This window comes from Micromonospora sp. CNZ280 (genome assembly GCF_011759515.1).
This window is the reverse complement of sequence record NZ_JAAOYP010000002.1, coordinates 717,235-740,818: the sequence shown is the minus strand read 5'-3', so window position 1 is coordinate 740,818 and position 23,584 is coordinate 717,235. Positions and strand designations below refer to the sequence as shown.

The 23,584-nt window shown below is 71.7% G+C and carries 29 protein-coding genes and 1 pseudogene; 13 read left to right on the top strand and 17 right to left on the bottom strand.

All coding sequences use genetic code 11. The annotated features are described in order from the left end of the window. Positions 1-31: 31 nt before the first annotated feature. Positions 32-487 carry a carboxymuconolactone decarboxylase family protein gene (locus tag FHX32_RS18440; RefSeq protein WP_088993201.1) on the top strand — a complete coding sequence of 152 codons (456 nt, stop codon included), beginning with the start codon at positions 32-34 and terminating at the stop codon, positions 485-487. A 99-nt stretch (positions 488-586) separates the two neighbouring features. Further along, positions 587-1,039 (top strand): DUF1801 domain-containing protein, encoded by a 453-nt coding sequence (locus FHX32_RS18435; RefSeq protein ID WP_167184464.1) that lies wholly within the window; start codon positions 587-589, stop codon positions 1,037-1,039. A 66-nt stretch (positions 1,040-1,105) separates the two neighbouring features. Here the strand turns inward: FHX32_RS18435 and FHX32_RS18430 are convergent, their stop codons facing one another. Next, on the bottom strand, positions 1,106-1,861 hold the full coding sequence (locus FHX32_RS18430; RefSeq protein ID WP_167184460.1) for a PIG-L deacetylase family protein: 756 nt from the start codon (positions 1,859-1,861) through the stop codon (positions 1,106-1,108). A gap of 85 nt (positions 1,862-1,946) precedes the next feature. Between FHX32_RS18430 and FHX32_RS18425 the strand changes: the two genes are divergently transcribed. Next, positions 1,947-2,846 carry an alpha/beta hydrolase gene (locus tag FHX32_RS18425; protein WP_486481170.1) on the top strand — a complete coding sequence of 300 codons (900 nt, stop codon included), beginning with the start codon at positions 1,947-1,949 and terminating at the stop codon, positions 2,844-2,846. Between the two features lie 39 nt (positions 2,847-2,885). Here FHX32_RS18425 and FHX32_RS18420 read toward each other — a convergent pair whose 3' ends face one another. Next, positions 2,886-3,224 carry a MerR family transcriptional regulator gene (locus tag FHX32_RS18420; RefSeq protein WP_167184457.1) on the bottom strand — a complete coding sequence of 113 codons (339 nt, stop codon included), beginning with the start codon at positions 3,222-3,224 and terminating at the stop codon, positions 2,886-2,888. A 101-nt stretch (positions 3,225-3,325) separates the two neighbouring features. Here FHX32_RS18420 and FHX32_RS18415 point away from each other — a divergent pair, with 101 nt between their 5' ends. After that, positions 3,326-3,892 (top strand): alpha/beta hydrolase, encoded by a 567-nt coding sequence (locus tag FHX32_RS18415; protein ID WP_167184455.1) that lies wholly within the window; start codon positions 3,326-3,328, stop codon positions 3,890-3,892. Between the two features lie 125 nt (positions 3,893-4,017). Here the strand turns inward: FHX32_RS18415 and FHX32_RS18410 are convergent, their stop codons facing one another. The 3 genes from FHX32_RS18410 to FHX32_RS18400 all read right to left on the bottom strand — a co-directional run bounded on the left by FHX32_RS18410 (position 4,018) and on the right by FHX32_RS18400 (position 6,360). Then, complete coding sequence (locus tag FHX32_RS18410; protein WP_167184452.1) at positions 4,018-4,611, bottom strand: maleylpyruvate isomerase mycothiol-dependent enzyme family protein; 594 nt, start codon at positions 4,609-4,611, stop codon at positions 4,018-4,020. 104 nt (positions 4,612-4,715) lie between these two features. Continuing rightward, entirely contained in the window at positions 4,716-5,420 is a 705-nt protein-coding gene (locus FHX32_RS18405; protein WP_167184449.1) for a hypothetical protein, read from the bottom strand. A gap of 91 nt (positions 5,421-5,511) precedes the next feature. Continuing rightward, a complete protein-coding gene (locus FHX32_RS18400; protein ID WP_167184446.1) occupies positions 5,512-6,360 on the bottom strand; it encodes an AraC family transcriptional regulator in 849 nt (282 codons plus the stop codon). A gap of 50 nt (positions 6,361-6,410) precedes the next feature. Between FHX32_RS18400 and FHX32_RS18395 the strand changes: the two genes are divergently transcribed. Then, positions 6,411-6,833, top strand: a complete 423-nt coding sequence (locus FHX32_RS18395) for a DUF2000 domain-containing protein (protein WP_167184443.1) — start codon at positions 6,411-6,413, stop codon at positions 6,831-6,833. A gap of 48 nt (positions 6,834-6,881) precedes the next feature. Here FHX32_RS18395 and FHX32_RS34560 read toward each other — a convergent pair whose 3' ends face one another. Continuing rightward, positions 6,882-7,037 carry a hypothetical protein gene (locus tag FHX32_RS34560; protein WP_208418853.1) on the bottom strand — a complete coding sequence of 52 codons (156 nt, stop codon included), beginning with the start codon at positions 7,035-7,037 and terminating at the stop codon, positions 6,882-6,884. A 14-nt stretch (positions 7,038-7,051) separates the two neighbouring features. Further along, positions 7,052-7,255 (bottom strand): annotated as a pseudogene (locus FHX32_RS35190) (DUF2267 domain-containing protein); the annotation flags it as partial. 258 nt (positions 7,256-7,513) lie between these two features. Between FHX32_RS35190 and FHX32_RS18385 the strand changes: the two are divergent. Then, positions 7,514-7,957, top strand: coding sequence for an OsmC family protein (locus FHX32_RS18385; RefSeq protein WP_167184439.1), 444 nt, complete (start codon positions 7,514-7,516; stop codon positions 7,955-7,957). Between the two features lie 135 nt (positions 7,958-8,092). Next, positions 8,093-8,524, top strand: a complete 432-nt coding sequence (locus tag FHX32_RS18380) for a hypothetical protein (protein ID WP_167184436.1) — start codon at positions 8,093-8,095, stop codon at positions 8,522-8,524. A 160-nt stretch (positions 8,525-8,684) separates the two neighbouring features. Here the strand turns inward: FHX32_RS18380 and FHX32_RS18375 are convergent, their stop codons facing one another. Together FHX32_RS18375 and FHX32_RS18370 are read right to left on the bottom strand one after the other, a co-directional pair. Next, positions 8,685-9,113: a MerR family transcriptional regulator gene (locus FHX32_RS18375; RefSeq protein WP_167184433.1), complete on the bottom strand. Its 429-nt coding sequence runs from the start codon at positions 9,111-9,113 to the stop codon at positions 8,685-8,687. Next, positions 9,113-10,612, bottom strand: coding sequence for a SulP family inorganic anion transporter (locus FHX32_RS18370; protein ID WP_167184430.1), 1,500 nt, complete (start codon positions 10,610-10,612; stop codon positions 9,113-9,115). The genes FHX32_RS18375 and FHX32_RS18370 overlap by 1 nt, the downstream gene beginning before the upstream one ends. A 352-nt stretch (positions 10,613-10,964) precedes the next feature. Between FHX32_RS18370 and FHX32_RS18365 the strand changes: the two genes are divergently transcribed. Genes FHX32_RS18365 through FHX32_RS18355 form a run of 3 tightly spaced genes read left to right on the top strand, consistent with a single transcriptional unit; the run spans position 10,965 to position 12,917 of the window. Continuing rightward, positions 10,965-11,366, top strand: a complete 402-nt coding sequence (locus FHX32_RS18365; protein WP_167184427.1) for a VOC family protein — start codon at positions 10,965-10,967, stop codon at positions 11,364-11,366. Between the two features lie 13 nt (positions 11,367-11,379). Then, positions 11,380-11,721 carry a YciI family protein gene (locus tag FHX32_RS18360; protein WP_167184424.1) on the top strand — a complete coding sequence of 114 codons (342 nt, stop codon included), beginning with the start codon at positions 11,380-11,382 and terminating at the stop codon, positions 11,719-11,721. Continuing rightward, positions 11,718-12,917, top strand: coding sequence for a DUF6596 domain-containing protein (locus tag FHX32_RS18355; RefSeq protein WP_167184421.1), 1,200 nt, complete (start codon positions 11,718-11,720; stop codon positions 12,915-12,917). The genes FHX32_RS18360 and FHX32_RS18355 overlap by 4 nt, the downstream gene beginning before the upstream one ends. 11 nt (positions 12,918-12,928) lie before the next feature. Here the strand turns inward: FHX32_RS18355 and FHX32_RS18350 are convergent, their stop codons facing one another. Continuing rightward, positions 12,929-13,594 carry a methyltransferase domain-containing protein gene (locus FHX32_RS18350; protein WP_167184418.1) on the bottom strand — a complete coding sequence of 222 codons (666 nt, stop codon included), beginning with the start codon at positions 13,592-13,594 and terminating at the stop codon, positions 12,929-12,931. Between the two features lie 134 nt (positions 13,595-13,728). On the opposite strand from FHX32_RS18350, the gene FHX32_RS18345 reads away from it, so the two are divergent. Next, positions 13,729-14,130 (top strand): helix-turn-helix domain-containing protein, encoded by a 402-nt coding sequence (locus FHX32_RS18345; RefSeq protein WP_167184416.1) that lies wholly within the window; start codon positions 13,729-13,731, stop codon positions 14,128-14,130. A gap of 113 nt (positions 14,131-14,243) precedes the next feature. Next, a complete protein-coding gene (locus tag FHX32_RS18340) occupies positions 14,244-15,212 on the top strand; it encodes an alpha/beta fold hydrolase (RefSeq protein ID WP_167184413.1) in 969 nt (322 codons plus the stop codon). 142 nt (positions 15,213-15,354) lie between these two features. Here FHX32_RS18340 and FHX32_RS18330 read toward each other — a convergent pair whose 3' ends face one another. The 6 genes from FHX32_RS18330 to FHX32_RS18305 all read right to left on the bottom strand — a co-directional run bounded on the left by FHX32_RS18330 (position 15,355) and on the right by FHX32_RS18305 (position 21,899). Continuing rightward, positions 15,355-17,139 (bottom strand): IucA/IucC family protein, encoded by a 1,785-nt coding sequence (locus FHX32_RS18330; RefSeq protein ID WP_167184410.1) that lies wholly within the window; start codon positions 17,137-17,139, stop codon positions 15,355-15,357. Continuing rightward, complete coding sequence (locus FHX32_RS18325; RefSeq protein ID WP_167184407.1) at positions 17,136-17,705, bottom strand: GNAT family N-acetyltransferase; 570 nt, start codon at positions 17,703-17,705, stop codon at positions 17,136-17,138. Before FHX32_RS18325 ends, FHX32_RS18330 begins: the two co-directional genes overlap by 4 nt. Further along, positions 17,702-18,994, bottom strand: coding sequence for a lysine N(6)-hydroxylase/L-ornithine N(5)-oxygenase family protein (locus FHX32_RS18320; protein WP_167184405.1), 1,293 nt, complete (start codon positions 18,992-18,994; stop codon positions 17,702-17,704). The genes FHX32_RS18325 and FHX32_RS18320 overlap by 4 nt, the downstream gene beginning before the upstream one ends. Before the next feature lie 23 nt (positions 18,995-19,017). Beyond that, the gene (locus FHX32_RS18315) at positions 19,018-20,574 is read right to left on the bottom strand and encodes a pyridoxal phosphate-dependent decarboxylase family protein (RefSeq protein ID WP_167184402.1); all 1,557 of its coding nucleotides are present in this window, start codon (positions 20,572-20,574) and stop codon (positions 19,018-19,020) included. 72 nt (positions 20,575-20,646) lie between these two features. Further along, a complete protein-coding gene (locus FHX32_RS18310) occupies positions 20,647-21,192 on the bottom strand; it encodes a hypothetical protein (protein WP_486481169.1) in 546 nt (181 codons plus the stop codon). After that, positions 21,189-21,899 carry a siderophore-interacting protein gene (locus FHX32_RS18305; protein ID WP_167184399.1) on the bottom strand — a complete coding sequence of 237 codons (711 nt, stop codon included), beginning with the start codon at positions 21,897-21,899 and terminating at the stop codon, positions 21,189-21,191. Before FHX32_RS18305 ends, FHX32_RS18310 begins: the two co-directional genes overlap by 4 nt. Positions 21,900-21,944: 45 nt before the next feature. Here FHX32_RS18305 and FHX32_RS18300 point away from each other — a divergent pair, with 45 nt between their 5' ends. Further along, the gene (locus FHX32_RS18300) at positions 21,945-22,469 is read left to right on the top strand and encodes a GNAT family N-acetyltransferase (RefSeq protein ID WP_208418852.1); all 525 of its coding nucleotides are present in this window, start codon (positions 21,945-21,947) and stop codon (positions 22,467-22,469) included. 108 nt (positions 22,470-22,577) lie between these two features. Here FHX32_RS18300 and FHX32_RS18295 read toward each other — a convergent pair whose 3' ends face one another. Further along, positions 22,578-23,573 (bottom strand): ribonucleotide-diphosphate reductase subunit beta, encoded by a 996-nt coding sequence (locus FHX32_RS18295; protein ID WP_167186137.1) that lies wholly within the window; start codon positions 23,571-23,573, stop codon positions 22,578-22,580. Between the last annotated feature and the right edge of the window lie 11 nt (positions 23,574-23,584).

Sequence of the window (23,584 nt, the reverse complement as noted above, 5' to 3'; positions counted from 1 at the left end):
CGTCAGCGACACCGAGGACGAAGGAGAAGCGATGTCGACCGAGCGCATGCCGAACCCGGCGGTTCTGGTCCCCGAGGCGATGGAGGCCCTGATGGCGGTCAACCGGGCCGTCGCGGGCGTCGGGGTGGACGGCAAGCTGCTGGCGCTGAGCCACCTGCGGGCCAGCCAGATCAACGGCTGCGCCCCCTGCGTCGCCGGGGGCGTCCACCAGGCCCGCCAGGCCGGCGCGAGCGCCGACCAGGTGCACGCCGTCGCCGCGTGGCGGGAGACGCCGTGGTTCAGCGACGAGGAGCGGGCCGCGCTGGCCCTGACCGAGGCCGTGACCCGGCTCGCCGACCGGTCGGACCCGGTGCCGGACCAGGTGTGGGACGTGGCCGCCACCTACTTCGACCAGAAGGAACTGGCCGCGCTGCTGCTCACCATCGCCATGACCAACGCCTTCAACCGGCTCAACGCGCCGACCCGCCAGCAGGCGGGCACCTGGTGACCTGATCATCCGCCGAAGAGATCCACGAACCCGGTCAAACGCCGGGGCGCCATCGAACCGTACCGCCCGATACCCACTCGCCAGAAAGAGGAAGTTGTGATGTCGACCAGGACCAAGACCACCACCGCCAACAAGTACGACGGGTTCACCGACGACGAGCGCAGCGCGATGAAGGAGCGCGCCAAGGAGCTGAAGACCGCCGCGCGGCGGGGCGCCAAGGCCGACACGGAAACCGAGGTGCTCGCCAAGATCGCCGAGATGTCGGAGTCCGACCGGGTGATCGCCGAGCGCCTGCACGCCGTGATCAAGGCCAGCGCGCCGGGTCTCACCGCCAAGCTGTGGTACGGCATGCCCGCGTACGCCCGCAACGGCAAGGTGGTCTGCTTCTTCCAGAGCGCGGCGAAGTTCAAGACGCGGTACGCGGTGCTCGGCTTCAGTGACGAGGCGAACCTCGACGAGGGCGTCATGTGGCCGACCTACTTCGCGCTGACCGAGCTGACCGCCGACAGCGAGGCCCGGATCGCCGCGCTGGTGAAGCAGGCGGTGAGCTGAGGTCCGGGCGCTCCGCGGCGGGATGTCGGAGGTGCCCACCCGACATCCCGCCGGGGCCGGCCGGGCTCAGAGCCAGGGTGGCGGACCCTCGAAGGTGAGCGCGTGCACGTCGAACAGGACCGCCGCCTCGACGCCCAGCGCCGGCCCGCCCTGCCGCGCCGCCCAGGTGAGGAACGGCCCGGGTTCGGGGCCGGCGACGCCCAGACCCTTGGTGTACTCGGCGTGCGCGGCCAGCGAGGCGATACCCCGCCGCAACGGCTCGCCGGTGACGTCCACCCCGTGCGTGGGCCGCTCGGCGCCGGCGAAGCAGACGTAGCGCACACCGCCCCAGGGTGGCAGCCCCTCGTCCACCAGCTCCGGGAAGATCCACCGGTTGCCCGCGTCGCGGCCGGCGTCCAGCGTGGCCAGTCCCACCGCCCGGTGGTCGGCCTGGTTGGTCATGCCACCCACCATCCGGATGGTGAACGCGCCCGAGACGATGACCTCTGGCCGGTGCCGGCGGATCGCGCGCACGATGTCGCGGCGCAGCTCCGGGCCGTACTCGACGACCCCGTCGCGGTGGTCGAGGAACTCCACGACGTCCACCCCGACCTCCCGGGCCGCGGCGCGTTGCTCCTCCTCGCGCAGCGGCCCGGCCTGGTCCGGGTGCATCGCGTCGATGCCCGCCTCACCCCGGGTGGCCAGCAGGTAGGTTACCTGCTTGCCCTGCGCGCTCCAGCGGGCGATCGCCGAGGCCGCGCCGTACTCGATGTCGTCAGGGTGGGCGGCCACCGCGAGGCAGCGCTCCCAGTCCTCCGGCAGCGCCGGTAGCAGCTCATCCACGGTCCACACGGTAACCGCCGACGCGCCGGGCAGTCACCGCCCGTGTCGGCAACGTCGACCTCAGTCGAGCGGCGATAATTCTCGGGTGGACCCCGACCGGCTGCACCCGCAGGCGCGGGCGGCGATGCACGTCCAGCAGCGTGTCCCGCTCACCCGGGCGACCCTGCCGGCGGCGCGGCTCAGCATGGTCCAGGCAACGCCCGACGAGGTGGGCAGCGGACCGCGGATCCGGTCCGTGGTCACCGTCGACGCCGGCGGGGTCCCCGCCCGCCTCTACCGCGACAGCGATTCCGGCGCGTTGCCGGTGGTCCTGTACGCGCACGGCGGGGGATGGGTGATGGGCAGCGTGGACACCCACGACGGGCTGTGCCGGCACCTGGCGGCCGCGTCCGGCTGGGCCGTGCTCTCCGTCGACTACCGGCTCGCCCCCGAGCATCCCCACCCGGCCGCGGTCGACGACATGGCGCGAGCACTCGACTGGCTGCGGGGGCCCGCGGCGGCTCGGTACGACCTCGACCCGGGCCGGACAGCGGTGGCCGGTGACTCCGTGGGAGGGCACCTCGCGGCGGTGACCGCCCGACGCGCCCGGGATGCCGGGATCCGGCTCGCGGGACAGATCCTCATCTGCCCGGTCCTCGACCCCGCCGCCGACTATCCCGCGCTGGACGAGTACGGCCTGGACCGGGAGGAGATGCGGTTCTTCTGGGACGCGTACGCCCCACCCGGGGTGGACCGGACCCAGCCGGATCTGGACCTGCTGCGGGCCGACCTCGCCGGTCTGCCGCCCGCCGTGGTCATCACCGCCGAACTCGACCTGTTGGCCGCCGAGGGGAAACGGTACGCCGCCCGGCTGCTGGCGGCCGGTGTTCCCGTCACCGCGGTTCGGTACCAGGGGCTCAACCACAACTTTCCCCGGAAACTGGCCATCTTCGACGCCGCCCACATCGCCCTGGCCCAGCTGGCCGCCGCGCTGCAGCGTTGGTGATCGGTCGGTACCCCATCGGTGCCGAGGCAGGTTGGCGCCTCACTCCAGGTGGGCCGCGAGCCTGCCGACCTGCTCGGACAGTCGGTGCAGCTGGTTGCTCAGCTCCTCCCTGCGCCGTTGCAGATGTGCCCGTAGTTCGTCGCACATCTCGAGATCCGGTCGAGGGCCACGGGCACAGGGAAGGAAGCGGCGGATCGCGTCCGAGTTCAGTCCCGAGTCCAGCAGCGCGGTGATCTGTCGCACGACCAGCGGCGCGTCGTCGGCGTACTCCCGATATCCATTGGCGCTACGCCTCGTGACGAGCAGCCCCTGTTCCTCGTAGTAGCGAAGCGCTCGCCTACTGACCCCGGTCATCGCGGACAGTTGCCCGATGCGCATCCAACCTCTCCCGTCTTGACCTTGACGCCGACGTGAACCCCTACGGTCTCGCTGTGCCTACCTCAACCTCACCCAGTACGTCTGCTCTTCCCGTCCGGCGGGTGTTCATCGTCCACGGCTACGGGGCAACGCCCGACAACCACTGGTTCCCGTGGCTCCGCGACCTGCTCACCGCCCACGGCGTCGAGGTCACGGTGGTCCGCCTACCCGAGCCCCAGGCGCCCTCCGCGACCGATTGGCACAAGGCCGTCAGCGCCGCGGTGGACCGGATCGACGACGAGACCTGGATCGTCGCGCACAGCCTGGGCGCGATCACCGTGCTGCGGCGCCTCGCCGAGTTGCCAGTCCCGTGGTCGCTGGGCGGTGCGGTCTTCGTCGCGGGCTTCACCGGCAGACTCGAGGTGCTGCCCGTCCTGGACGCCTTCCTCGCCGACGACGTGGACGTCACCGCGATCGCGCCGAACATCCGGCACCGCCACGTGATCCATTCCGACGATGACGCCATCGTTCCGCCGAGCGCCTCCGTGGCCCTGGCCGACCGGCTACGGGCACGCACCCATCTCGTCACGGGCGCCGGCCATTTCCTGGAGAGCGAGGGCGTCACCACCCTGCCCCTGCTCGCCGAGATCCTCGAGTTGGCCTCAGCGACCACAACTCGGAGGCGCTGAACTCGGCGGACGCGGACGAGCGGTCACGGACGCTGGCCGCTGCCCGTCGGGGCCGCGTGCGCCGCCGGCGTGCACCACCGGCGGCGCCGCGCCCCGCCCGCACCCGGGCCACGTCCCGGATCAGGTCATTCGCCCAGCGGAGCAGCGCGCCAGTGCCACTCCGTCAGCCGCGGGCGTCCTGGCAGCTCGATGCGGCCGGTGGACCACCGCAGCGCCGCCCACGGGTCCACGCTGGACAGCTCCCGGGCAGCTTGCGGAAACAGCCGGGCGAGCACCCGGGCGCACACGTCCCGCGGCGGATCGATGGCGAGGCCGAGACCCTGCGCGACGTCCTCGCCGTGCAGCAACGCTTCCACGCACCCCATCCCGGCGAAGCCCTCCGGATCGGCGTGACCGGTGGGGTGGTAGGCCCGGACATCCGGCCCGGACGCGCGTACGGTGGCCGCCAGGATGCGGCCGCCCGCCTCGGCGAACTCCAGTACCTCGGCCGGGGAGGCGTCCTTGTCGGCGCTCGCCACGAAGCGCACGAACCGCGCCTCAGGTCGGGCCACGAGCTGACCGGCGAACGAGATCAGGCAGTCGCCGATGTGCTCGGCGGTGTGCCAGCAGTCCCACTCCAGACTGCCGGCCCGCGCGGACCAGTCCAGCCCGGTCGCGGGTCGCAGACTGGCAACAACGCTCGACAGCGCTGCGTCGAGGTCATCGGCGGTGACCGCCACGGCTTCCTCCGTAGGTTCACGGGCCGGTGCTGCACCGGCCCTGGTCAGTCCGGCCAGCTTGCCGGCTGGGTGTGACGAACTGACCGACCCGCGTGCAGCGGCGCCTACGTGCTCAGCACCGTGAGCCACTCGGCGGTGCGGGGACGGTAGCCGTGCCGGTCCATCAGCCCCCGGACGATCGCCGGCACGTGACCGGCGCCGTAGACGACCGCGACGTCGATCCGCTCCGCCGAGCGGGTACGGACCAGTTCGGACAGCGCGGCGAGCAGGCGCTCGTCCCGACCGCCGCCGAACGTGCGCTCGAAATGGTCGGCGAAGTCGCTGTCCGCGTACAGCTCGTCCTGTGCGCTGGGCAGGTCGTTCACCTCGACCTCGGGGGAGAGCAGCCGCCGCGTGCCGCCGAAGAACTGGGCGACGGCCACGATCGGCAGGAGGCACCACAGCTGTAACCGGTAGCGCAGCGGCATGGCCCGCCAGCCCTGGGCGAACTCCGCCGTCGTCACGTCCGGGTTGATCACCTCCACACCGAGCGACCGGTAGGCGATGTTGTCGACCACCAGCCCGGAACGCTTGTTCGCCGGCATGACCCGGTAGGTGAGCGTGATGGCCCAGGCAAGCACCGAGCGTCCCCGGACGCCCTCGACGACGAGCAGGTCACACCGCCGCAGCCGCTGCGTCACCGCCGCGTAGAACTCCGGGCTCGCGACGTGGAGCATGGGGAACAGCACGAACTCCAACTGGCTGCCGGGGCGCCGCAGGCGCAGCACCGCAGACCGGGTCCCGATGATGCTGTGCTCGATGATCTGCATGCCGCCACCCACCGTCCGCCGGCACTGCGCTCACGGTAGGTCCGCGGAGCAAGCGAGCCGTCCTTCCTTTAGGGACAGGGAGCCGCGGGGATCAGGAGGGCCGCCACCGCCGGTCGTCGACGGCGGCGCGCCCGCTCGCGGGCAGGCTTGCGTATCGGGCCGGGCTGACACCGAGGTGGCGCTTGAAGTGCCGGGTCAGGTGCGACTGGTCGTGGAACCCGGCCGCGGCGGCGACCTCGGCGGCGCGCCGGCCGGCGAGCAGCAGCCGGCGCGCCAGCTCGATGCGGCGGCTGGTCAGATACGAGTGCGGCGGCAGCCCGTACGTCCGGGTGAACGCCCGGACCAGGTGGGTGGGGTGAGCGTGCAGCAGCTCGGCGGCCGCGCGCAGGGTGACGCCCTCGGCGGTCCGGGCGTCCAGCAGCTCGCGCAGCCGTACGGCGAGGACGTGGGCGGCCGGCTGGTCCCCGGCCGGGACATGCCGGCGTAGGTGCAGGTTGAGCCGTTCCAGGATGAACGCGAGACGGCTGTCCGCCTCGAACCCGTCGCCGGGCTGGGCGAGCGCCTGGTGGAGCTGGTGGATCCGTCGGCGCAGCTGCCGGTCGGGCAGGTTCGGCCGGTCGACGGCCGCGCCGGTCACCGCCGCGTCGAGGACGGACGGGTCGAGGTAGAGGACTCGCTTGCGGAAGCCGTGCCGGGTGGCGGAGCGCCCGTCGTGCGGCACGTGCGGCGGTAGGAGGGTGACCGACGGCCGCAGGGCGCCGTGCTGATGCCGGTCGAGATCGAAGCGGATCGCGCCGTCGTCGACGATCAACAGCGTCCACACGTCGTGCGTGTGCGCCGGGTACGCGTGGTCGACGAAGTGCGCGTGGAACACCTCGGCGATCCCGGACACCGCCGGTCGCCAGGCGCTGACGCGCGAACCCGCCGGCCGACTGGCCATGCTAAGAACGTACAAGACGGGGATCCACCGAGGCGGGCAGCCTCGAAGCCATGAGTGAGCCGATCCGCTTCGACACCAAGATTGCCGTGCTGATCCGGGACGACCTCGCGGCCTGGCAACGGCTGAACGTCACCGCCTTCCTGGTCAGCGGCGTCGCCGGCGCCGCGCCGGAACTGCTCGGCGAGGAGTACCTCGACGCGGACGGCACCCGTTACCTGCCCATGTTCCGCCAGCCGGTGCTGGTGTTCGCGGGAGATCGGGCCACCTTGACCAGCGCGCACGAGCGTGCGCTCGCTCGCGGCCTGCGCATCTCGATCTTCACGCAGGAGCTGTTCGGCACCGGCAACGACCGGGACAACCGGGCAGCCGTACGGGCGGTGGCCCGGGAGAAGCTCGACCTGGTGGGGTTGGCGCTGCACGGTCCGCGGAATGCGGTGGACAAGGTGGTCAAAGGGGCCAGCCTGCATCGATGAAGGTCGACGCCCGAGGGTGAGCCGACCGGCCCGGCGTCCCCCGGACGATCAGTCGGGCGCGCTCCCCGTGCCGCCGGCGGGAACCAACTGCCGGATGTCCGTGGGAAGGGCTGCCTGAAGGCGCTCCATGATGCGGCCCTGCGTCGCCTCGCCGACGACCTCGAGCACGACCCGAGCGGCCTGCGCCGCCTCCGGCCGGTCCATTCCCGCCCGACGAACTCCTCCCGGTCGAACCGGAGTCCACCGCTGGGCGATTTCGCCGTCTGCCTCAGGTATTCGCCGATCTCGCGAGGAAGTTCGGCGGCGATGTTCTCGGCCAGTCCGTCCGGAACCCGCTCGCCGAGCGTCTGCAGCGTCGCCCGGATGGCGGACGTCGCCGCACCGATGTCGGCGAGTCGCGCCCTCGCCTGGACCTGACCCACCAGCTCGTGATGTTGCACGTCGGCTACCTCCCACGGCCGCTTCCTGTCGTACGCCCCGGAGCCGTGTCGGCCGGCGCCGGCGGCGGTGGTCGGCGCTCGGCCCCCCGCTCGCCCCCTCCGGCCAGCTCGCGTCGCGAATACCCCCGATGCCGGCCGCGACACCACGAAGGCGGCCGCCTCCGGCAGGCGGGTGCGGGTGATCCTCAGCCGGGCTGGCCGGTGGCTCGGATGCCGGACGGCGTGGGTAGCGTGCGAGTCATGAGTGAGGACACCTTCCGCTCGGTGAACATCGAGCGCACCAGCGTGGGCAGGTACGTCGTCCGAAACGTCCGCGGCGGATCGCTGCCGATGGGTACGGGGGAGGACGGCGACTTCACGCCGGTGGAGCTGCTGCTGGCGGCGATCGGCGGCTGCACCGCGATCGACGTGGACCACATCACCAGCCGGCGCGCCGAGCCGATCCAGTTCTCCGTCGACGTCACCGGCGACAAGATCCGGGACGAGACCGGAGGAAACCGGATGGAGAACCTCCGGGTCGAGTTCACCGTGACGTTCCCGGTGGGCGCGGACGGCGACCGGGCGCGCGAGGCGCTGCCCCGGTCGCTGCAGCAGTCGCACGACCGGCTCTGCACCGTCTCCCGTACGGTCGAACTCGGTACGCCCGTCGCCACCGTCGAGGCCGCCGGTTCCAGCGGGGACTGAGGTTCCCGGAGGACGTCCGGGCGGGCGGCCGATTTGTCACGTGACCGTCACACCACCGCGCGGCGGCCGTCATGGCGTCGGGCATTCCTGGTGACAGGAACCTCATCGCCGGTGTGACAGGGCAGGTGGATCATCATGACCGGCCAGGGCAGGGTACGCCGGGCGGCGATCACCGCCGGACTGATCCTGGCCGTCCTGTCGTCCGGCGGCTGCGCCTGGGAGCCGGCGCCGCAGCCGTCCCCGCGGCCGGCCAGCACGAGTCCGTCGAGCACCCTGGCCCGGGCCGAGGTCGGCGACCGGCTGACCGTCACCGCCGCCGTGGAGCGAGTCGTCGACGACGCCGCCTTCGTGGTCTGGGACGTCGACCTGGCCGACGACTCGCTGCTGGTACTGACCCGTCAGGTCGTCGAGGCGGCGCCACCGCAACTGGTCACGGTCGAGGGTACCGTCGTCCGGTTCTCGTACCGTGATTTCGCCGGCCGTCCCGGGCTCGGCGACCCGGACGCATATCGGTCGTTCGAGGGGCGGAAGGCGTTGGCGGCCGATCAGGTGACCGTGTGGCGGTGACCGACCGACGGATCCCTTGCCGTCCCCTGCCGTCGGACACGTTCGCGCACATCCAGCGTCGCCGGCTGCCGCGCGGCGATCGACCCCGGGACGTCACCCGACGGGAGCGGGGGCGAGCGGCGCGGTCTTGCCGGCAACAGCCTTCCGGTCGCCGTACCGGTCAGCGCCGGGACGCGCGGTGGTCGAGCTGGCGGCGCAGCGTGTCGGCGAAGTCCTCGGCGGTGGTGAGCTGCTCGCGGAGCGCGTCGACCCGGGCGGCGGCGACGGCGTGGAACATGCCGAGCCGCTCGTGCAGGGCCGGCCGCCCGGCGTCGTCCGCGGTGGGCAGCGCGTCGAGAACGGCGAGCAGGTCGCGCATCTCGTCGAGGGTGAAGCCGAGCGGTTTCATCCGCTTGACCACAGCGAGGCGGTCGAGGTCGGGTTCGGTGTAGAGGCGGAAGCCGCCCTCGCTGCGGGCCGACGGGACGATCAGCCCGACCTCCTCGTAGTGCCGGATGGTGCGGATGCTCAGGCCCACGCGGTCGGCGGCCTCGCCGATCTGCATGAGCGGCCCGGCGGCCGGGGCGGACCCGTTGCCGGGCCGCGGCATCAGTGGCCTCCGGTGAGGGTGCCGGCGAGGGTGCCGTGGATGGCGGCGCTGGGCTTGTTCAGCTCGACGATCTCGACGGTCTTGCCCCGGGTGGCGTACTTGGTGGTGATGGCGTCCAGCGCGGCGACCGACGAGGCGTCCCAGACGTGGGCGTGCGTCATGTCGATGACCACGTTCTGGGGGTCGCCTGCGTAGTCGAATTGGTGGACGAGGTCGTTGCTGGAGGCGAAGAAGAGCTCACCGTGGACCGAGTAGATGCGGGTGCCGCCGTCGGGGTCGAGGACGCTGGTGACCTCGACCAGGTGCGCGACCCGTCGGGCGAAGATGACCATGGCGGTGAGCACGCCGACGATCACGCCGATCGCGAGGTTGTGGGTGGCGAGCACGGCGCCGACGGTGGTGACCATGACCAGGGTCTCGCCCAGCGGCATCCGCTTGAGCGTGGCGGGGGCGACGGAGTGCCAGTCGAACGTTGACACGGCCACGATGATCATCACGGCGACCAGGGCGGCCATCGGGATGGCGGCGACGACGTCGCCGAGGCTGACCACGAGGATGAGCAGGAACACGCCGGACAGGAACGTCGACAGCCGGGTGCGGGCGCCGGACACCTTGACGTTGATCATGGTTTGGCCGATCATGGCGCAGCCGCCCATTCCGCCGAAGAAGCCGGTGACGATGTTGGCCACGCCCTGCCCCCAGGACTCGCGGGTCTTGTTGGAGTGGGTGTCGGTGATGTCGTCGACCAGCTTGGCGGTCATCAGCGACTCCATCAGGCCGACGAGCGCCACCCCGAGGGCGTAGGGGGCGATGAGAGCCAGGGTGTCGACGGTCCAGGGGATCTGCGGCAGGCCGAGGGTCGGCAGGCTGTCCGGCAGCCGGCCCTGGTCGCCGACGGTGGGCACGCTCATGCCGACGCCCACGGTGATGACGGTCAGCACGGTGATCGCCACCAGGGGAGCGGGGACGGCCCTGGTGAGCCGGGGCAGCCCGACGATGATCGCCAGAGCGAGGGCGACGAGCGGGTAGACCAGCCACGGGACGCCGAGCAGGTACGGGACCTGGGCGGCGAAGATGAGGATGGCCAGGGCGTTGACGAAACCGACCATCACGCTGCGCGGGATGAACCGCATCAACTTCGCCACCCCGAGCACGGCCAGCAGCACCTGGAACAGCCCGCCGAGGATCACCGCGGCGATCAGGTAGTCCAGCCCGTGCTCCTTCGCCAGCGGTGCGACCACCAGGGCGATCGCACCCGTGGCGGCGGAGATCATCGCCGGTCGGCCGCCGCAGAAGGCGACGACCACCGCCATGGTGAACGAGGCGAACAGGCCGACCCGGGGGTCCACGCCGGCGAGGATCGAGAAGCTGATCGCCTCGGGGATCAGCGCCAGGGCGACGACCAGGCCGGCGAGCACCTCGGTGCGGAACACCCTCGGCGACAGCCAGGACGGACGGGACAGGCGCGGCCGGGTGACCGCGGACAGCACAGAAGACATACAGCCGTTTCCGCTCGGAGCGTGCGCGCCTGGCGCGCACGTCGCCCTGCCCGGATCGGCAGGGCGTGTTCGTGCACATCAGTACCGGTCGGACGTTTCCCGACCGTTTCCGGGCACCATCGCCCGGGAGAAGACCGCCAGGGGCCGTAGCCGCACCTCGACGACCTGCGCCAAACCTACCGTCCGGTGAGGGTAGAGTTCGCCGCTCGTGATGATCATCACCCGTGGTGCCGGTGACCGGGCGGCGCGCGCTCGCCTGGGTCGGCGAAAGAATTCTGGTCAGGTGTCGTATCGGGCCGGGCGCCGGTCGTCTAGGGGGTGGAAGCGCCAACCAGTCACAAGGAGCGAGCGTATGAAACCGGTGCTGAACACCCTGGACATCGTCGTGGCGGACATCGCCGCGTCGATCGCGTTCTACCGCCGTCTGGGCCTGGACTTCCAGGTCGATCCCGGCTACGCCGAGCACGCCGGGTGCGACCTGCCCAACGGCCTGCACCTCATGCTCGACGAGGAGAAGATCACCGCGATGGCGCGGCCCGGGTGGAGCCGGGCCGCGGGCAGTCCGCCGATCTTCCTGGCGTTCCAGTTCGACACACCGGCCGATGTCGACGCCACGTACGCCGAACTCGTCGCCGCCGGGTACACCGGCTCCCGGGAACCGTGGGACGCCTTCTGGGGGCACCGTTACGCCACCGTGCTCGATCCCGACGGCAACGGCGTCGATCTGTACTGCCCGCTGCCGGGCCGTGGCTGAGAAGGTGGACGACATGAGGTACGTGCTGATGTTCGTCGAGACCGAGCGGTTCGCCGCCGACCTGGTCGCCATGGACGAGACCGAGCGGGAACGGGCCTACGGGCGGGTACGGCAGTGGTTCGCCGACAACGCCGACAAGATCAGGAGCCACACCTACCTGATGCCGCCGCACACCGCCACCACGGTCCGGCTGGAGGGCGGCGACCCGGTGATCACCGACGGTCCGTTCGTGGAGGGCAAGGAGGTCATCTCCGGGTTCGCCGAGATCGACGTCGCCGACCTCGACGAGGCGCTGCGTCTGGTCAGGTCGTGGCCGGCCTGCCCGCTGGTAGAGATCCGGCCCATCGCCGGGTGAGCGCGGCAGCCGAGGCCGAGCTGGCCCGCGTGGTACGCGATCACGCGGGCCGGCTCGCGGCGTCCCTGGTGTCGCTGATCGGGGACTTCTCCGCCGCCGAGGATCTGGTGGCCGACGCGGTCGAGGCGGCCCTGCGGCACTGGCCGACCGAGGGCATCCCGGCCAACCCGGAGGGCTGGCTCTACACGGTGGCGCGGCGGCGCGGCCTGGACGTGCTGCGCCGCCACGCGCGCTACCGGGACAAGCTCGTCCTGGCGGCGTGGCCACTGCCGGCGGCGGAGCCGGACGACCGGCTCCGGCTGATCTTCACCTGCTGCCACCCGGCGCTGCCGCGCAGCGCACAGATCGCCCTCACCCTGCGCGTGGTGTGCGGCCTGACCGCCGCCCAGATCGCCCGCGCGTTCCTGATCCCGGAGACCACGGTGGCGCAGCGGATCACCCGCGCCAAGCGGAAGATCGCCGACGCGGGAATCCCGTACCGGATCCCGGACACCGACGAACTCGGTGCCCGACTGGCCCAGGTGCTGGCCGTGGTCTACCTGCTGTTCAACGAGGGCTACCTGTCCAGCACCGGCGATCGCGTGCAGTCGCGGGACCTGGCCGACGACGCCGAGTTCCTCGCCGCGATGCTCGCCGGTCTGATGCCCACCGAGCCCGAGGTCCTCGGCCTGCTGGCCCTGATCCGGCTGCACCGGGCCCGCGCCGCGGCCCGCTTCACCAGCACCGGCGAGATCGTCCGGCTGCCCGAGCAGGACCGCAGCCGGTGGGACCGGCAGGCCATCGCCGACGCGGCCCGGCTGATCGCCAAGGCCGCTGCGGCCCGGCAGCCCGGCCCGTACCAGCTGCAGGCGGCCATCGTGGCCGTGCACGCCGAGGCACCGAGCTGGGCCGACACCGACTGGCCACAGATCGTGCTGCTGTACACCATGCTCGACGGCCTGGCGCCGTCACCGGTCACCAAGCTGCACCGGGCGATCGCGCTGCGATACGTCGCCGGGGCGCGGGCCGCGCTCGGCGAGGTCGACGACCTCGCCGAAGCGCTGTCCGGTTACCACCTGTGGCACGCCACCCGCGCCGAACTGCTGCGCGACCTCGGTCAGGCCGACCAGGCACGCGCCGCCGACGCGCGGGCGTTGGAGCTGACGGCCAACCCGGCGGAGCGGTCGCTGCTGCGGCACCGGATCACCTGGGCGTGACCGGGCGCGGCTCAGCCGGCGGCCTGGGGCGGAGCCGGTTTGCGGGCGTGGATGCGCTCGACCGTGGCCGCCTTGAGCCGTTCGGTCTCCACGATCTCGAAGCCGGCGGCCTCCACCAGGGGCAGTTGGCGGCGGGTGAAGTGTTCCCCGGCCGTCGGGATCGTGATCCGTTCCAGCAACCACTGGGCGGCGCGGATCGGCCGCCAGCTGCTGCCGATGTGGTCCACCAGCAGCAGCGTGCCGCCCGGCACTAGGACCCGGTACATCTCGGCGATCGCGGCAGCCGGGTCGGGGATGCTGCACAGCGACAGCGCGCACGCCACCGTGTCGAACGACGAGTCGGCGAAGGGCAGCCGCTCGGCGTCGCCTTCGCGCAGGTCCACCTCGCGGCCGAGAGCGGCGGCGCGGTCACGGGCGATGGCCAGCATCGCCGGGCTCAGTTCGAGCCCGGTAACGGTGGTGTCGGGCCGGTAGTGGGGCAGGTTCCGGCCGGTGCCGATCGCGACCTCGAGGATCCGGCCCCGGGCGCGCTGACCGAGCCACTGGCGTCCGCCGGTGAACCAGACCCGCTCGAAGAAGGTGATCTGCCGGTCGTAGCTGGGCGCGGTCCTGTCCCACACCCGCTTCTGCCGTGCGGTCGGGGTCTCGCCCGTCCCGGGGCCTGCCGTGTCGGTCATGACGGTCCTCGTCTGTCTGTGAACTTCCCAAGTTACAACCGCCGTGCGATCAGCACCGTCCCGCTCGGCAACTGCCGTCGGCTGGCCGACCACCGGTTGACGACGTCCACCCAGCGGTGAGTGAGAATGAACCGGTGAACCGTCCGGCCACGCCGTTGGCGAGACACCTGCTACGGGTGCGCGATCTGATCGACCGCGCGTACGCCCAGCAGCTCGACGTCCGCGCCCTGGCCCGCAGCGCCTCGGTCTCGCCCTCCTACTTCAGCCGCAGCTTCAAGGCCGCCTTCGGGCAGACCCCGTACCAGTACCTGATGAGCCGGCGGCTGGAACGCGCGAAGGCCCTGCTCCGCGCCGGGGAGCTGTCGGTCACCGAGGTCTGCCTCGCGGTCGGTTTCACCAGCCTGGGATCGTTCAGCGCCCAGTTCCGCCGCATCGTCGGCGAGAGCCCCACCGCCTACCGGCGGCGCGACGGCCAGGAGACCCTGGCCAGGCTGCCCGGCTGCTACGTCCGCATGTGGACCCGTCCACGCCACTGACGGCCGGCGACGGCAAGTGGGTCGTTTTCGAGAAGCCGGACGATCCTGCGCCTTCGTACCGTCGGGACCAGGACCGCGGAGCAGCCGCGGCGACGGCACGGACGGGAGCCGCGATGCGGAGCATCACCTCGGCGGACGGTACGACGCTCGCCTACGACCAGCTGGGCGAGGGCCCGGTGCTGATCCTGGTGGCCGGCGCGGCCTGCGATCGCGGCGTCAACGCGCCGGTCGCTCAGGCGTTGGCCACGAACTTCACGGTGTTCAACTACGACCGTCGGGGACGCGGCGACAGCGCCGACACGCCACCGTACGCCGTCGCGCGGGAGGTCGAGGACATCGCGGCACTCGTGGCGGCCGCCGGCGGAGCCGCCAGCGTCCTCGGGTTCTCCTCGGGCGCCGCGTTGGCCGCCGAGGCGACCGCCAGCGGGCTGCCCGTCGAGCGGCTGATCATGTGGGAACCGCCGTTCAGCACCGACCCCGACGGCCCCCGGCGAGCGAAGGAGTACGCCGACCGGCTGGCGGAGCTGCTGGCGGCCGACCGGCGGGGCGACGCGCTGGCGCACTTCATGACGCACGTGGGTGTCCCGCGGGAGGTGATCGCCGGCGCCCGCCTGTCGCCGTACTGGCAGGCCGGTCTCCGCCTGGCTCCCACGCTGGCCCACGACGCGGCCATCCTGGGCGACACCACCATCCCGATCGCCCGCTACGCCGAGATCGCCGTGCCCACGCTCGTCCTGTCCGGCTCGGAGAGCCCCGAGTTCCTGCGAGCCGCCGCCGAACGGACGGCCGGAGCGATCCCGGGCGCGCGACACGACGTGCTGCCCGGCCAGGACCATAATGTGGCGGGCGAGAGCCTCGTGGCGAATCAGGTCCGGTCGCTGGTGGCGACCGGGCACATGAGCGTCGGTGCCTTCGCCACGCCGGACTGCTGGGCCACCTACCGGGACCTGCGCGCCAGGGGTGTCGAGTTCATCGAGGAGCCGGAGGAGCGCTTTTACGGCATCGACGCCGCCTTCCGCGACCCGTTCGGAAACCACTGGCGGCTGACCCAACGGAAACCGATCGTCACACCCCCGCGGTGATCCGACGCCGCGATCACCTGCTCGGCGGTCCGCGCGAGCCCGGCGGCCAGCGAGCCGAGCCCGAACAGGACGAGCCCGGCGAGCAGCATCCGGCGTCGCCCGGCCCGCCGAGCCGGCGGCGCGGCGGGAACCGGATCGGCGCTCATCGCCTCGGTGCGAAGCGGGCGAGCGGGTTGGTCAGGGTGCCGGCGAACTGGAGCGCGGCGGACGGGTCGGCCAGGTCGACCATCTGCTGGTTGTTGCGCAGCTGCAGGCGGTTGAGGCAGGACAGCGCGAACTCCGCGGCGAACAGGTCGTGACGGCGCAGCCGGTCGGCCAGGTGAGGCACGCTGTCGGCGTAGTCGGCGGCGCACTCGGCGACCGTCCGCCAGAAGTCGTCCTCGGCCAGCAGGCCCGCGGTGTGCAGGATGGCCGAGAGGTGGCGGAGGAAGCTGTCGAAGACGTCGGTGAAGATGGACAGGATCTTCTCGTCCTCCGGGATGGCCGCCCGGATCCGCCGTACCCGCTCGGGCAGGTCCGCCTCCGGGTCCATCACCACGATCTCCTCGGCGATGTCCTTGAAGACCACCCGCTCGACCGCACCGGCGTGCAGGACGAGGATGACGTTCTCGCCGTGCGGCATGAAGGCCAGGTCGTAGGCGTAGAGGCTGTGCAGCAGCGGCACCAGGTAGGCGTCCAGGTAGCGGCGCAGCCAGTCCGCCGGCGCCAGGCCCGACTCGGCGATCAGAGCCCCGGCGAGGGAGCGGCCGTCCCGGTCGACGTGCAGCAGCGAGGCCATGGTGGCGAGCCGGCGGCCGGGCTCCAGCCTGCCGGCCGGGCTCTCCCGCCAGAGCGCGGCCAGCATCTTCCGGTACGGGGAGTACCGGTCGGTGGCCGTCTCGTACTGGCGGTGCCGGTAGCCGATCGCGGCCCGCTCCCGGATGATCGACAGGCGGGTGCGCTTGAGCACCGGATCGTTGTCGATCAGGTCGGCCAACCAGTCGTTGATCGCCGGGGTGGCCTCCATGTACGCGGCGGACAGCCCGCGCATGAAGCCCATGTTCAGCACCGACAGGGCCGTCTTCACGTAGTGCTTCGTCGGGTCGGTGACGTTGAAGAACGTCCGGATCGACTGCTGGGCGAGGTACTCGTCCGGCCCCTCGCCCAGGCAGACCAGCCGACGCCGGGCCACCTCACCGGCGAAGGTGACGGCGAGCTTGTTCCACCACTGCCACGGGTGCACCGGGATGAGCAGGTAGTCGGCCGGGTCGAGGCCGAGCCCGGTGAGCAGGCCCGCGAAGTGCTCGATCGTGTCGGCGCCCAGCTCGGCCCGGACCAGCGTGTCGTAGTCCAGGTCGGCGGCGCAGGTGAAGGTGGTGTGGTCGCGGTGCGCGGCCAGCCAGAGCAGCCGGACGGGCGCCGCCGCCTCCGGGGCGTAGCGGTGGTACTCGTGCACCCCGAACCCGATGCGGCCGTTGTTCGCCACGAAGCACGGGTGGCCCTCGGTCATGCCCGTCTCGATGGCCTGGAAGTCCGCCCGGGCCAGCTCGGCGGCGCTCACCGGCGGCTTGCCGAGCTTGTACGCGGTGCCGGCCAGGGTGGAGGTGATCTCCTCCAGGTAGACCGGCAGGATCGCGTCGGTCAGCCCGAGTGCGCCGCGCAGTTCCAGGCACAGGTCGACGGCGTCGAGCGGCAACTCCTCACCGTCCCGGTGCCGGGTGACGCTGTCGGCGTCGACCTGCCAGTGGTCGAGGGCGAGCCGCTGGGCGGCGAAGCGGTAGGCCACGGCTCCGTCGTCGCTGCGGACCAGCCACCGGCCGTCGTCGGCCGGCTCGGGGACGACGAGGCGCTCGTGGGCGAACTCGGCGAGGGCCTTGCGGACCAGCAGCCGGTTGGCCGTCGCCCAGGCGTCCGGGGTCAGGTGGTCCACGGCGGCGGTCGCGTTCACGCGGGCACCCCTTCTCGGGTCGCGGTCAGGAACTGGTCCCGGGTGCAGACGCTGAGCAGCGCCTCCTTCTCGGGCTTGCGGATCGGGCCGACGACGGTGAAGCCCACTGCGGCGTTGAGCGCCTGCACTGCGGTGTTGCGGACGTCCGGCTCGACCACCACCCGCCGGGTGGCCGGGTCGGCGAAGAGCCACGCCATGACGGTGGTGATCACCGCGCGGGTGAAGCCGTGCACCGGCCACTCGGTGGGCGCGCAGAGGAAGTGCATGCCGACGTCGCCCTCCGCCGGGTCGTACCGGCCGACGAGTTCGACCCGGGCGGGGTCGTACCGCTCGGCGAGGAAGGCCGGCTCGCCGCGCCACAGGCCCAGGTACGCGTCGTGGTGCGGGTGCGCGGCGATCCGTCGGTACTCGGCCGCGACCCCGGCCACGTCGGCGTCCTGCATGAGCCAGAACGCGGCCTTGGGGTGGGTGACCCAGCGGTGCAGCAGCGGGGCGTCGGCGTCGGGGTCGAGGGGGCGCAGCGCGAACTCGCCGAGCCGGGCGTCGACCCGGGTGAACACGGTCATCCCGCCACCCCCGCCGGCGCGCCGAACTCCTGGAAGGCGATGGTCTTCTCGATCGGGTAGTGCTCGCGCCCGGTCAGCTCCCGGATGATCCACGAGTTGCGGTACGGACCCATGCCCAGGTCGGGTGAGGTGATGCTGTGGGTGTGGGTGCCGGCGTTCTGCAGGAAGATCTCCCGGCCGGTGTGGTCGATGCTGTAGTTGCGGGCCACGTCGAACCGGCCGTGGCCGTCCCAGCGGATCCGGTCGCGGATCGGGGCCAGGAACTCGGGAACCCGGTAGTGGTAGCCGGTGGCCAGCACCAGCCCCTCGGTGTCCAGGGTGAAGTCGCGGTCCTGCTCCACCTGGCGCAGCCCGAGCGTGTACGTCCCGGTCGCGGCGTCGCGGGTGGCGCTGGTCAACTCGGTGTTGGTGAGCAGCCGGGTCGGCACCGGCCCGTGCACGCTGTGGGCGTAGAGCAGGTCGTAGATGTCGTTGATCAGGTCGGCGTTGATCCCCTTGAACAGGCCCTTCTGCTCGGCCTCTAGCCGGTAGCGGGTCGGCTCGGGCAGCGCGTGGAAGTAGTCCACGTAGTCCGGTGAGGTCATCTCCAAGGTCAGCTTGGTGTACTCCAGCGGGAAGAACCGGGGCGAGCGGGTGACCCAGTTCAGCTGGTAGCCGTGGCGGCCGATGTCGCCGAGCAGGTCGTGGTAGATCTCCGCGGCGCTCTGCCCGCTGCCCACGATCGTGATGCTGCGTCTGGCCCGCAGCGCCGCCCGGTGCTCCAGATACCGGGAGTTGTGGATCAGGTCGCCGTCGAGGCCGGCGCAGGCGTCCGGGACGTAGGGCGGGGTGCCGGTGCCGAGCACCAGGTGCCGGGCCCGGTGGGTGACCGGCCCGTCCGCGGTGTCGGCGTGCACCACGTAGCGGCCGTCGCTCTCGTCGTACTCGACGGCGGTGACGGCATGCCCGAAGCGCAGGTTCGGCAGCTTCCCGGCGGCCCATCGGCAGTAGTCGTTGTACTCCGCGCGCAGCGGGAAGAAGCTCTCCCGGATGTAGAACGGGTAGAGCCGGCCGGTCTCCTTGAGGTAGTTGAGGAAGGAGTACGGCGAGGTCGGGTCGGCCAGGCTCACCAGGTCGGCGATGAACGGTGTCTGCAGCCGGGTCGATTCGAGCAGCATCCCGGGATGCCAGTCGAAGCCGTCCCGGGCCTCCAGGAACACCCCGTCCAGGTCGTCGAGCGGTGCGGTCAGGCAGGCCAGGCCGAGGTTGTACGGGCCCAGGCCGACGGCGATGAAGTCGTGGGTCGACATGCGTTCCTCCAAACGGCGGGGCGTCAGCCGACCGGGCAGGACAGCTCGGCGGCGGAGCCGGCGCGGGCGTACCAGGCGGCGTGCTCGGCGATCAGGTCGAGGACGTGGGCGACGTCCGCCACCGTGGTCTCGGGGTTGAGCAGGGTGAACTTCAGGTAGTGGGCGCCGTCCACCTGGGTGCCGGCCACCAGGGCGGCGCCGGAGGCGGCCAGCGCCTCCCGGGCGTGCAGGTTGGCCTCGTCGGTCAGGCTCGGGCCGGCGTCGTCCGGGAGGTAGCGGAACACCACGGTGCTCAGCTGCGACCGGGTGGCCACCTGGAAGCGGGGATCGGCGTCGAGCAGTTGCCACGCCTCGGCCGCGAGGTCGACGACCCGGTCGAAGAGCGCGCCGACGGCGTCCGGGCCCATGATCCGCAGGGTCAGCCAGAGCTTGCACGCGTCGAAGCGGCGGGTGGTCTGGATGCTCTTGTCGACCTGGTTGGGGATGCCCTGCTCGGCGGCCCGGGCGGGGTTGAGGTAGTCGGCGTGCCAGGTGGCGTGCCGTAGCATCCGGCCGTCGCGGACCAGCAGGGCGCTGGAGCTGACCGGCTGGAAGAAGGACTTGTGGTAGTCGACGGTCACCGAGTCGGCCCGCTCGATGCCGTGCAGCAGGTGCCGGCGGGTGGGGGAGACCAGCAGCCCGCAACCGTAGGCCGCGTCGACGTGCAGCCACACCCCGGCCGCCGCGCAGATCTCGGCGATCTGGGTCAACGGGTCGATGGTGCCGAAGTCGGTGGTGCCGGCGGTGGCCACGACGGCCATCACCACCAGGCCCTCGCGCCGGCAGCGGTCGATCGTCCGGGCGAGCTCGTCGGTGCGCATCCGCCGGCCCGCGTCGGTCGGCACGGTGAGGACCGCGTCGCTGCCCAGCCCGAGCAGCTTGGCGGCCTTCTGCACGCTGAAGTGTCCGGCGGCCGAGGTGACGATCCGCAGCCGGGCGAGCACCTCCGCCCGGGCCGGGCGGGTCGCGGCCGCGCCGACCACCCGGCGGTACGCCTCCTCGCGAGCCAGCAGCATCGCCTGGAGGTTCGACTGGGTGCCACCGCTGGTGAATACGCCGTCGGCGGCGGGGCCGAGGCCGATCCGCCCGGCCGTCCACTCGATGAGCCGCCGCTCCATCAGCGTGGCGCCGGCGCTCTGGTCCCAGGTGTCCAGCGAGGAGTTGACCGCGCTGAGCACCGCCTCCCCGAGCAGCGCCGGGATCACCACCGGGCAGTTGAGGTGAGCCAGGTAGCGGGGGTGGTGGAACCACACCGCGTCGCGCAGCCAGAGCTCGTTCAGTTCGTCGAGGGCGGCGTCGGTGTCACCCAGCGGCCGGTCCAGGTCGATCCCGGCGATCAGGGGAGCCAGCGCCTCCGGGGTGACCCCGGTGAAGGGCCGGTCCGCGCCGGCCACCCGGTCGGCCACCCGGTCCACGCCCTGGCTCAGTACGCGCTGGTAGCGCGCGACCGAGCCGGCGTTGAACAGGTGGGCCCGAGCGGCGGACAGGTCGGGGACGGCCCCGGTCGGCGAGCTGTCGAGCGTGTTTCCGGTCAGGCTCATGCAGGTCCTCGGGTCGAGGTGGACATGATGGGCGCGAACGCCGAAGTTAGGTTAGCCTAACCTAATAGATCGTCAAGTAGGGGTCGGAACGTCACCCCACCGTGGCCACGTCGCCGACCGCCGGGCGCTGGTCGGGCGCCTCGACCGACAGCAGTCGGGAGCGGTGTCGCCGCTGGTGCGCGATGCCGAGGACGACGCCGGCGACCACCAGCACGATGGACGCGACCGCGACCGGGGCGTACCCGATCCGGTCGGCGGCCGCGCGATGTCCTGGGTGGCGGAGAAGAAGACGTACGCCGCGCAGATGGCGACCACCGGGCCGAGTTGCTCGGCGGGGCGGGTGAACGGCAGCAGCGCCAGCAGGGCCAGCACCAGGATGGCCTGGAGCACCAGCAGCCAGGACCGGTAGTGGCCGCGGCGGCGGGACCCGTAGCGATCGAGGATCGGTGCCCAGAGGAACTTGATCGGCCAGATCAGGCCGACGACCTGCAACAGCGCCAGGGTGTCCGGTGACGTCCCGCCGTCGCGCAGGATGGCGGTCAGCCCGACGGTGATGAAACCGATGCCGAGGTACTGGGTGACGTACAGCGCGGTCAGCGTGCCGAGGCGGCCCCTCACGTGGCTCTCCAGTAGCCGAGCGAGGTGAGCTGGTGCTTGTCGACGCCCAGCGTGCGCCGGATGTGCCGGGTGATGGTGCGGGTGCTGGCCGCCTCGCAGGCGACCCAGTAGTGTGCCGAGTCGCTGGCGGGCAGCGCGGCGCAGACCGTGTCGACCAGGTGTTGTCCGGTGTCCCGGCGAGGCACCCAGGTGACGTCGTGGTGGGCCCGGGTCCGCGGCGCGAGCGCCTTCTCGCCCTCGTGGGCGTACTCCAGCCAGACCGTCGCCGGGATGTCTGCGCCGGCGTCGAGCAGGCTGTTCACCGCCGGCAGCGACGCCGCGTCGCCGACCAGGTAGAGGTGCTCGGGCGCGGGGTCCGGCAGCCGGAACGCGCTGCCCTGGACGGTCGCGTCGATGGTGTCGCCGACCTGCGCCGTGGTGGCCCACCGGGCGGCGCAGCCGTCGTGGAGGGCGAATTCGAGGGTGAACCGCCCGGTGGACAGGTCGGGGTCCACCAGGGTGTAGGCGCGCTGGTGCGCCCGGCCGTCGTTGTCGAACCACAGCCGGATCCACATCGTCGGATGGACCCCGCAGGCCGCCAGCAGGCCACCGTCGTCGAGGAGCAGCCGCTGGTAGTGCCCGTCGACCGACTCGGTACCCAGCACGGTCAGCCGGAAGTCCCGGCCTCCCATGGCCTTGAGCACCAGGGCCTCCCAGTTCCGTTTCACGCACCCCTCCAGGTCTACCAGGAGAAGATCTCCGGCCTCGGCGAGTTGTCGCTCGTGACCGTGGAACCCGACCGGCACGCCGAACTGCTGCACGGCTGGGTCACCCAGCCCCGCAACTCGTTCTGGGGGATGGGTGGCCACACCGTCGAGCAGGTACACGAGATCTACGCGTTCATCGACAGCCTGCCGACGCACCACGCCTACCTGATCACCGTCGACGGCGAGCCGGTCGGGCTCTTCCAGACCTACCAGCCCGAGGCCGACCCGGTCGGCGAGCGCTACCCGGTCCAGCCCGGCGACATCGGGATGCACCTGCTGCTCAACCCCGGCCGGCGGTACGCCCGTGGCCTGACCACCGCGGTCGGTCCCGCGCTCGCCCGGTTCCTGTTCCGCTACCCGGCCGCGCAGCGGATCGTGGTGGAGCCGGACGTGCGCAACCAGCTCGCCCTGCGCCGCCTGGAGTCCGAGGGCTTCACCTTCGGCTCCGAGATCGACATGCCGGACAAGCGGGCCCAGCTCGCCTTCCTGACCCGGGCCCGGTTCGAGGCGGACCACCCCGTCCCGGCCTGAACCGGTCGGTCAGTCACCGGGGCGTGCGGGCCGGCCGACGGCCGCACGACGGCGGGCGGTGGTGACACCGGTGCGCCGTCGACGGCCGCGGCGCGGCCGACCCGTCGCTCAGAAGTCGTCGTCGAAGGTGACGCTCCCGGTGACGCCCACCTGGTAGGCGGACACCCGCCGCTCGAAGAAGTTCGACAGCTCCTGCACGTCCTGCAGCTCCATGAACGCGAACGGGTTCGTCGAGCCGTAGAGCGGTGCGATGCCGAGCTGGGCGAGCCGGCGGTCGGCGACGTGCTGGAGGTACTCCCGCATGTCCCGCAGCGACAACCCGGAGACGCCCTGTTCGAGCAGGTCCTCGGCGAACTGGGCCTCGCACTCGACCGCCTCGGCCAGCATCTCCCGCACCTGGCGGACCAGCTCCTCGTCGAACAGCTCCGGTTCCTCGCGTCGGACGGTGTCCACCACGTCGAAGGCGAACGCCATGTGCATCGACTCGTCGCGGAACACCCAGTTGGTGCCGGAGGCGAGCCCGTTGAGCAGTCCCCGCGAGCGCAGGAAGTAGACGTAGGCGAAGGCGCCGTAGAAGAACAGCCCCTCGATGCACGCGGCGAAGCAGATCAGGTTGAGCAGGAACGCCCGGCGGTCCGCGCGGGTCCTGAGCGTGCGCAGCTCGAAGACGGAGTCGATCCAGCGGAAGCAGAACTCCGCCTTGCGCCGGATCGACGGGATGTTCTCGATGGCGGCGAACGCCGCGAAGCGCTCCCTCTCGTCGGGCACGTAGGTGTCGAGCAGGTTCAGGTAGAACTGGACGTGCACGGCTTCTTCGAACAGCTGCCGGGACAGGTAGAGCCGGCCCTCCGGCGAGTTGACGTGCTGATAGAGGTTGAGCACCAGGTTGTTGGCGACGATGGTGTCCCCGGTGGCGAAGAACGCGACCAGCCGCGACACCAGGTGCTGCTCGGCGGGGGAGAGGCGAGCCAGGTCGGCCAGGTCGGCGTGCAGGTCGACCTCCTCGACGGTCCAGGTGTTCCGGATGGCGTCCTTGAAGCGGTCGAAGAAGTGTGGGTAGCGCATCGGCCGCAGCGTCAGGTCCATCCCCGGATCGAGCAGCATGTGCCGGCCGT

Excerpts from the sequence above, each read along its gene's own strand:
- FHX32_RS18375 (WP_167184433.1), bottom strand. The coding sequence starts at position 9,113 with ATGCCGCGGCCCGGCAACGGGTCCGCCCCGGCCGCCGGGCCGCTCATG.
- FHX32_RS18315 (WP_167184402.1), bottom strand. The coding sequence starts at position 20,574 with ATGAGCCTGACCGGAAACACGCTCGACAGCTCGCCGACCGGGGCCGTC.
- FHX32_RS18400 (WP_167184446.1), bottom strand. The coding sequence starts at position 6,360 with ATGGCCAGTCGGCCGGCGGGTTCGCGCGTCAGCGCCTGGCGACCGGCG.
- FHX32_RS18325 (WP_167184407.1), bottom strand. The coding sequence starts at position 17,705 with ATGACCGTGTTCACCCGGGTCGACGCCCGGCTCGGCGAGTTCGCGCTG.
- FHX32_RS18440 (WP_088993201.1), top strand. The coding sequence starts at position 32 with ATGTCGACCGAGCGCATGCCGAACCCGGCGGTTCTGGTCCCCGAGGCG.
- FHX32_RS18340 (WP_167184413.1), top strand. The coding sequence starts at position 14,244 with ATGCGGAGCATCACCTCGGCGGACGGTACGACGCTCGCCTACGACCAG.
- FHX32_RS18370 (WP_167184430.1), bottom strand. The coding sequence starts at position 10,612 with ATGTCTTCTGTGCTGTCCGCGGTCACCCGGCCGCGCCTGTCCCGTCCG.
- FHX32_RS18405 (WP_167184449.1), bottom strand. The coding sequence starts at position 5,420 with ATGCAGATCATCGAGCACAGCATCATCGGGACCCGGTCTGCGGTGCTG.
- FHX32_RS18320 (WP_167184405.1), bottom strand. The coding sequence starts at position 18,994 with ATGTCGACCCACGACTTCATCGCCGTCGGCCTGGGCCCGTACAACCTC.
- FHX32_RS18385 (WP_167184439.1), top strand. The coding sequence starts at position 7,514 with ATGAGTGAGGACACCTTCCGCTCGGTGAACATCGAGCGCACCAGCGTG.
- FHX32_RS18395 (WP_167184443.1), top strand. The coding sequence starts at position 6,411 with ATGAGTGAGCCGATCCGCTTCGACACCAAGATTGCCGTGCTGATCCGG.
- FHX32_RS18435 (WP_167184464.1), top strand. The coding sequence starts at position 587 with ATGTCGACCAGGACCAAGACCACCACCGCCAACAAGTACGACGGGTTC.
- FHX32_RS18365 (WP_167184427.1), top strand. The coding sequence starts at position 10,965 with ATGAAACCGGTGCTGAACACCCTGGACATCGTCGTGGCGGACATCGCC.
- FHX32_RS34560 (WP_208418853.1), bottom strand. The coding sequence starts at position 7,037 with ATGGACCGGCCGGAGGCGGCGCAGGCCGCTCGGGTCGTGCTCGAGGTC.
- FHX32_RS18350 (WP_167184418.1), bottom strand. The coding sequence starts at position 13,594 with ATGACCGACACGGCAGGCCCCGGGACGGGCGAGACCCCGACCGCACGG.
- FHX32_RS18380 (WP_167184436.1), top strand. The coding sequence starts at position 8,093 with ATGACCGGCCAGGGCAGGGTACGCCGGGCGGCGATCACCGCCGGACTG.
- FHX32_RS18360 (WP_167184424.1), top strand. The coding sequence starts at position 11,380 with ATGAGGTACGTGCTGATGTTCGTCGAGACCGAGCGGTTCGCCGCCGAC.
- FHX32_RS18420 (WP_167184457.1), bottom strand. The coding sequence starts at position 3,224 with ATGCGCATCGGGCAACTGTCCGCGATGACCGGGGTCAGTAGGCGAGCG.
- FHX32_RS18295 (WP_167186137.1), bottom strand. The coding sequence starts at position 23,573 with ATGCTGCTCGATCCGGGGATGGACCTGACGCTGCGGCCGATGCGCTAC.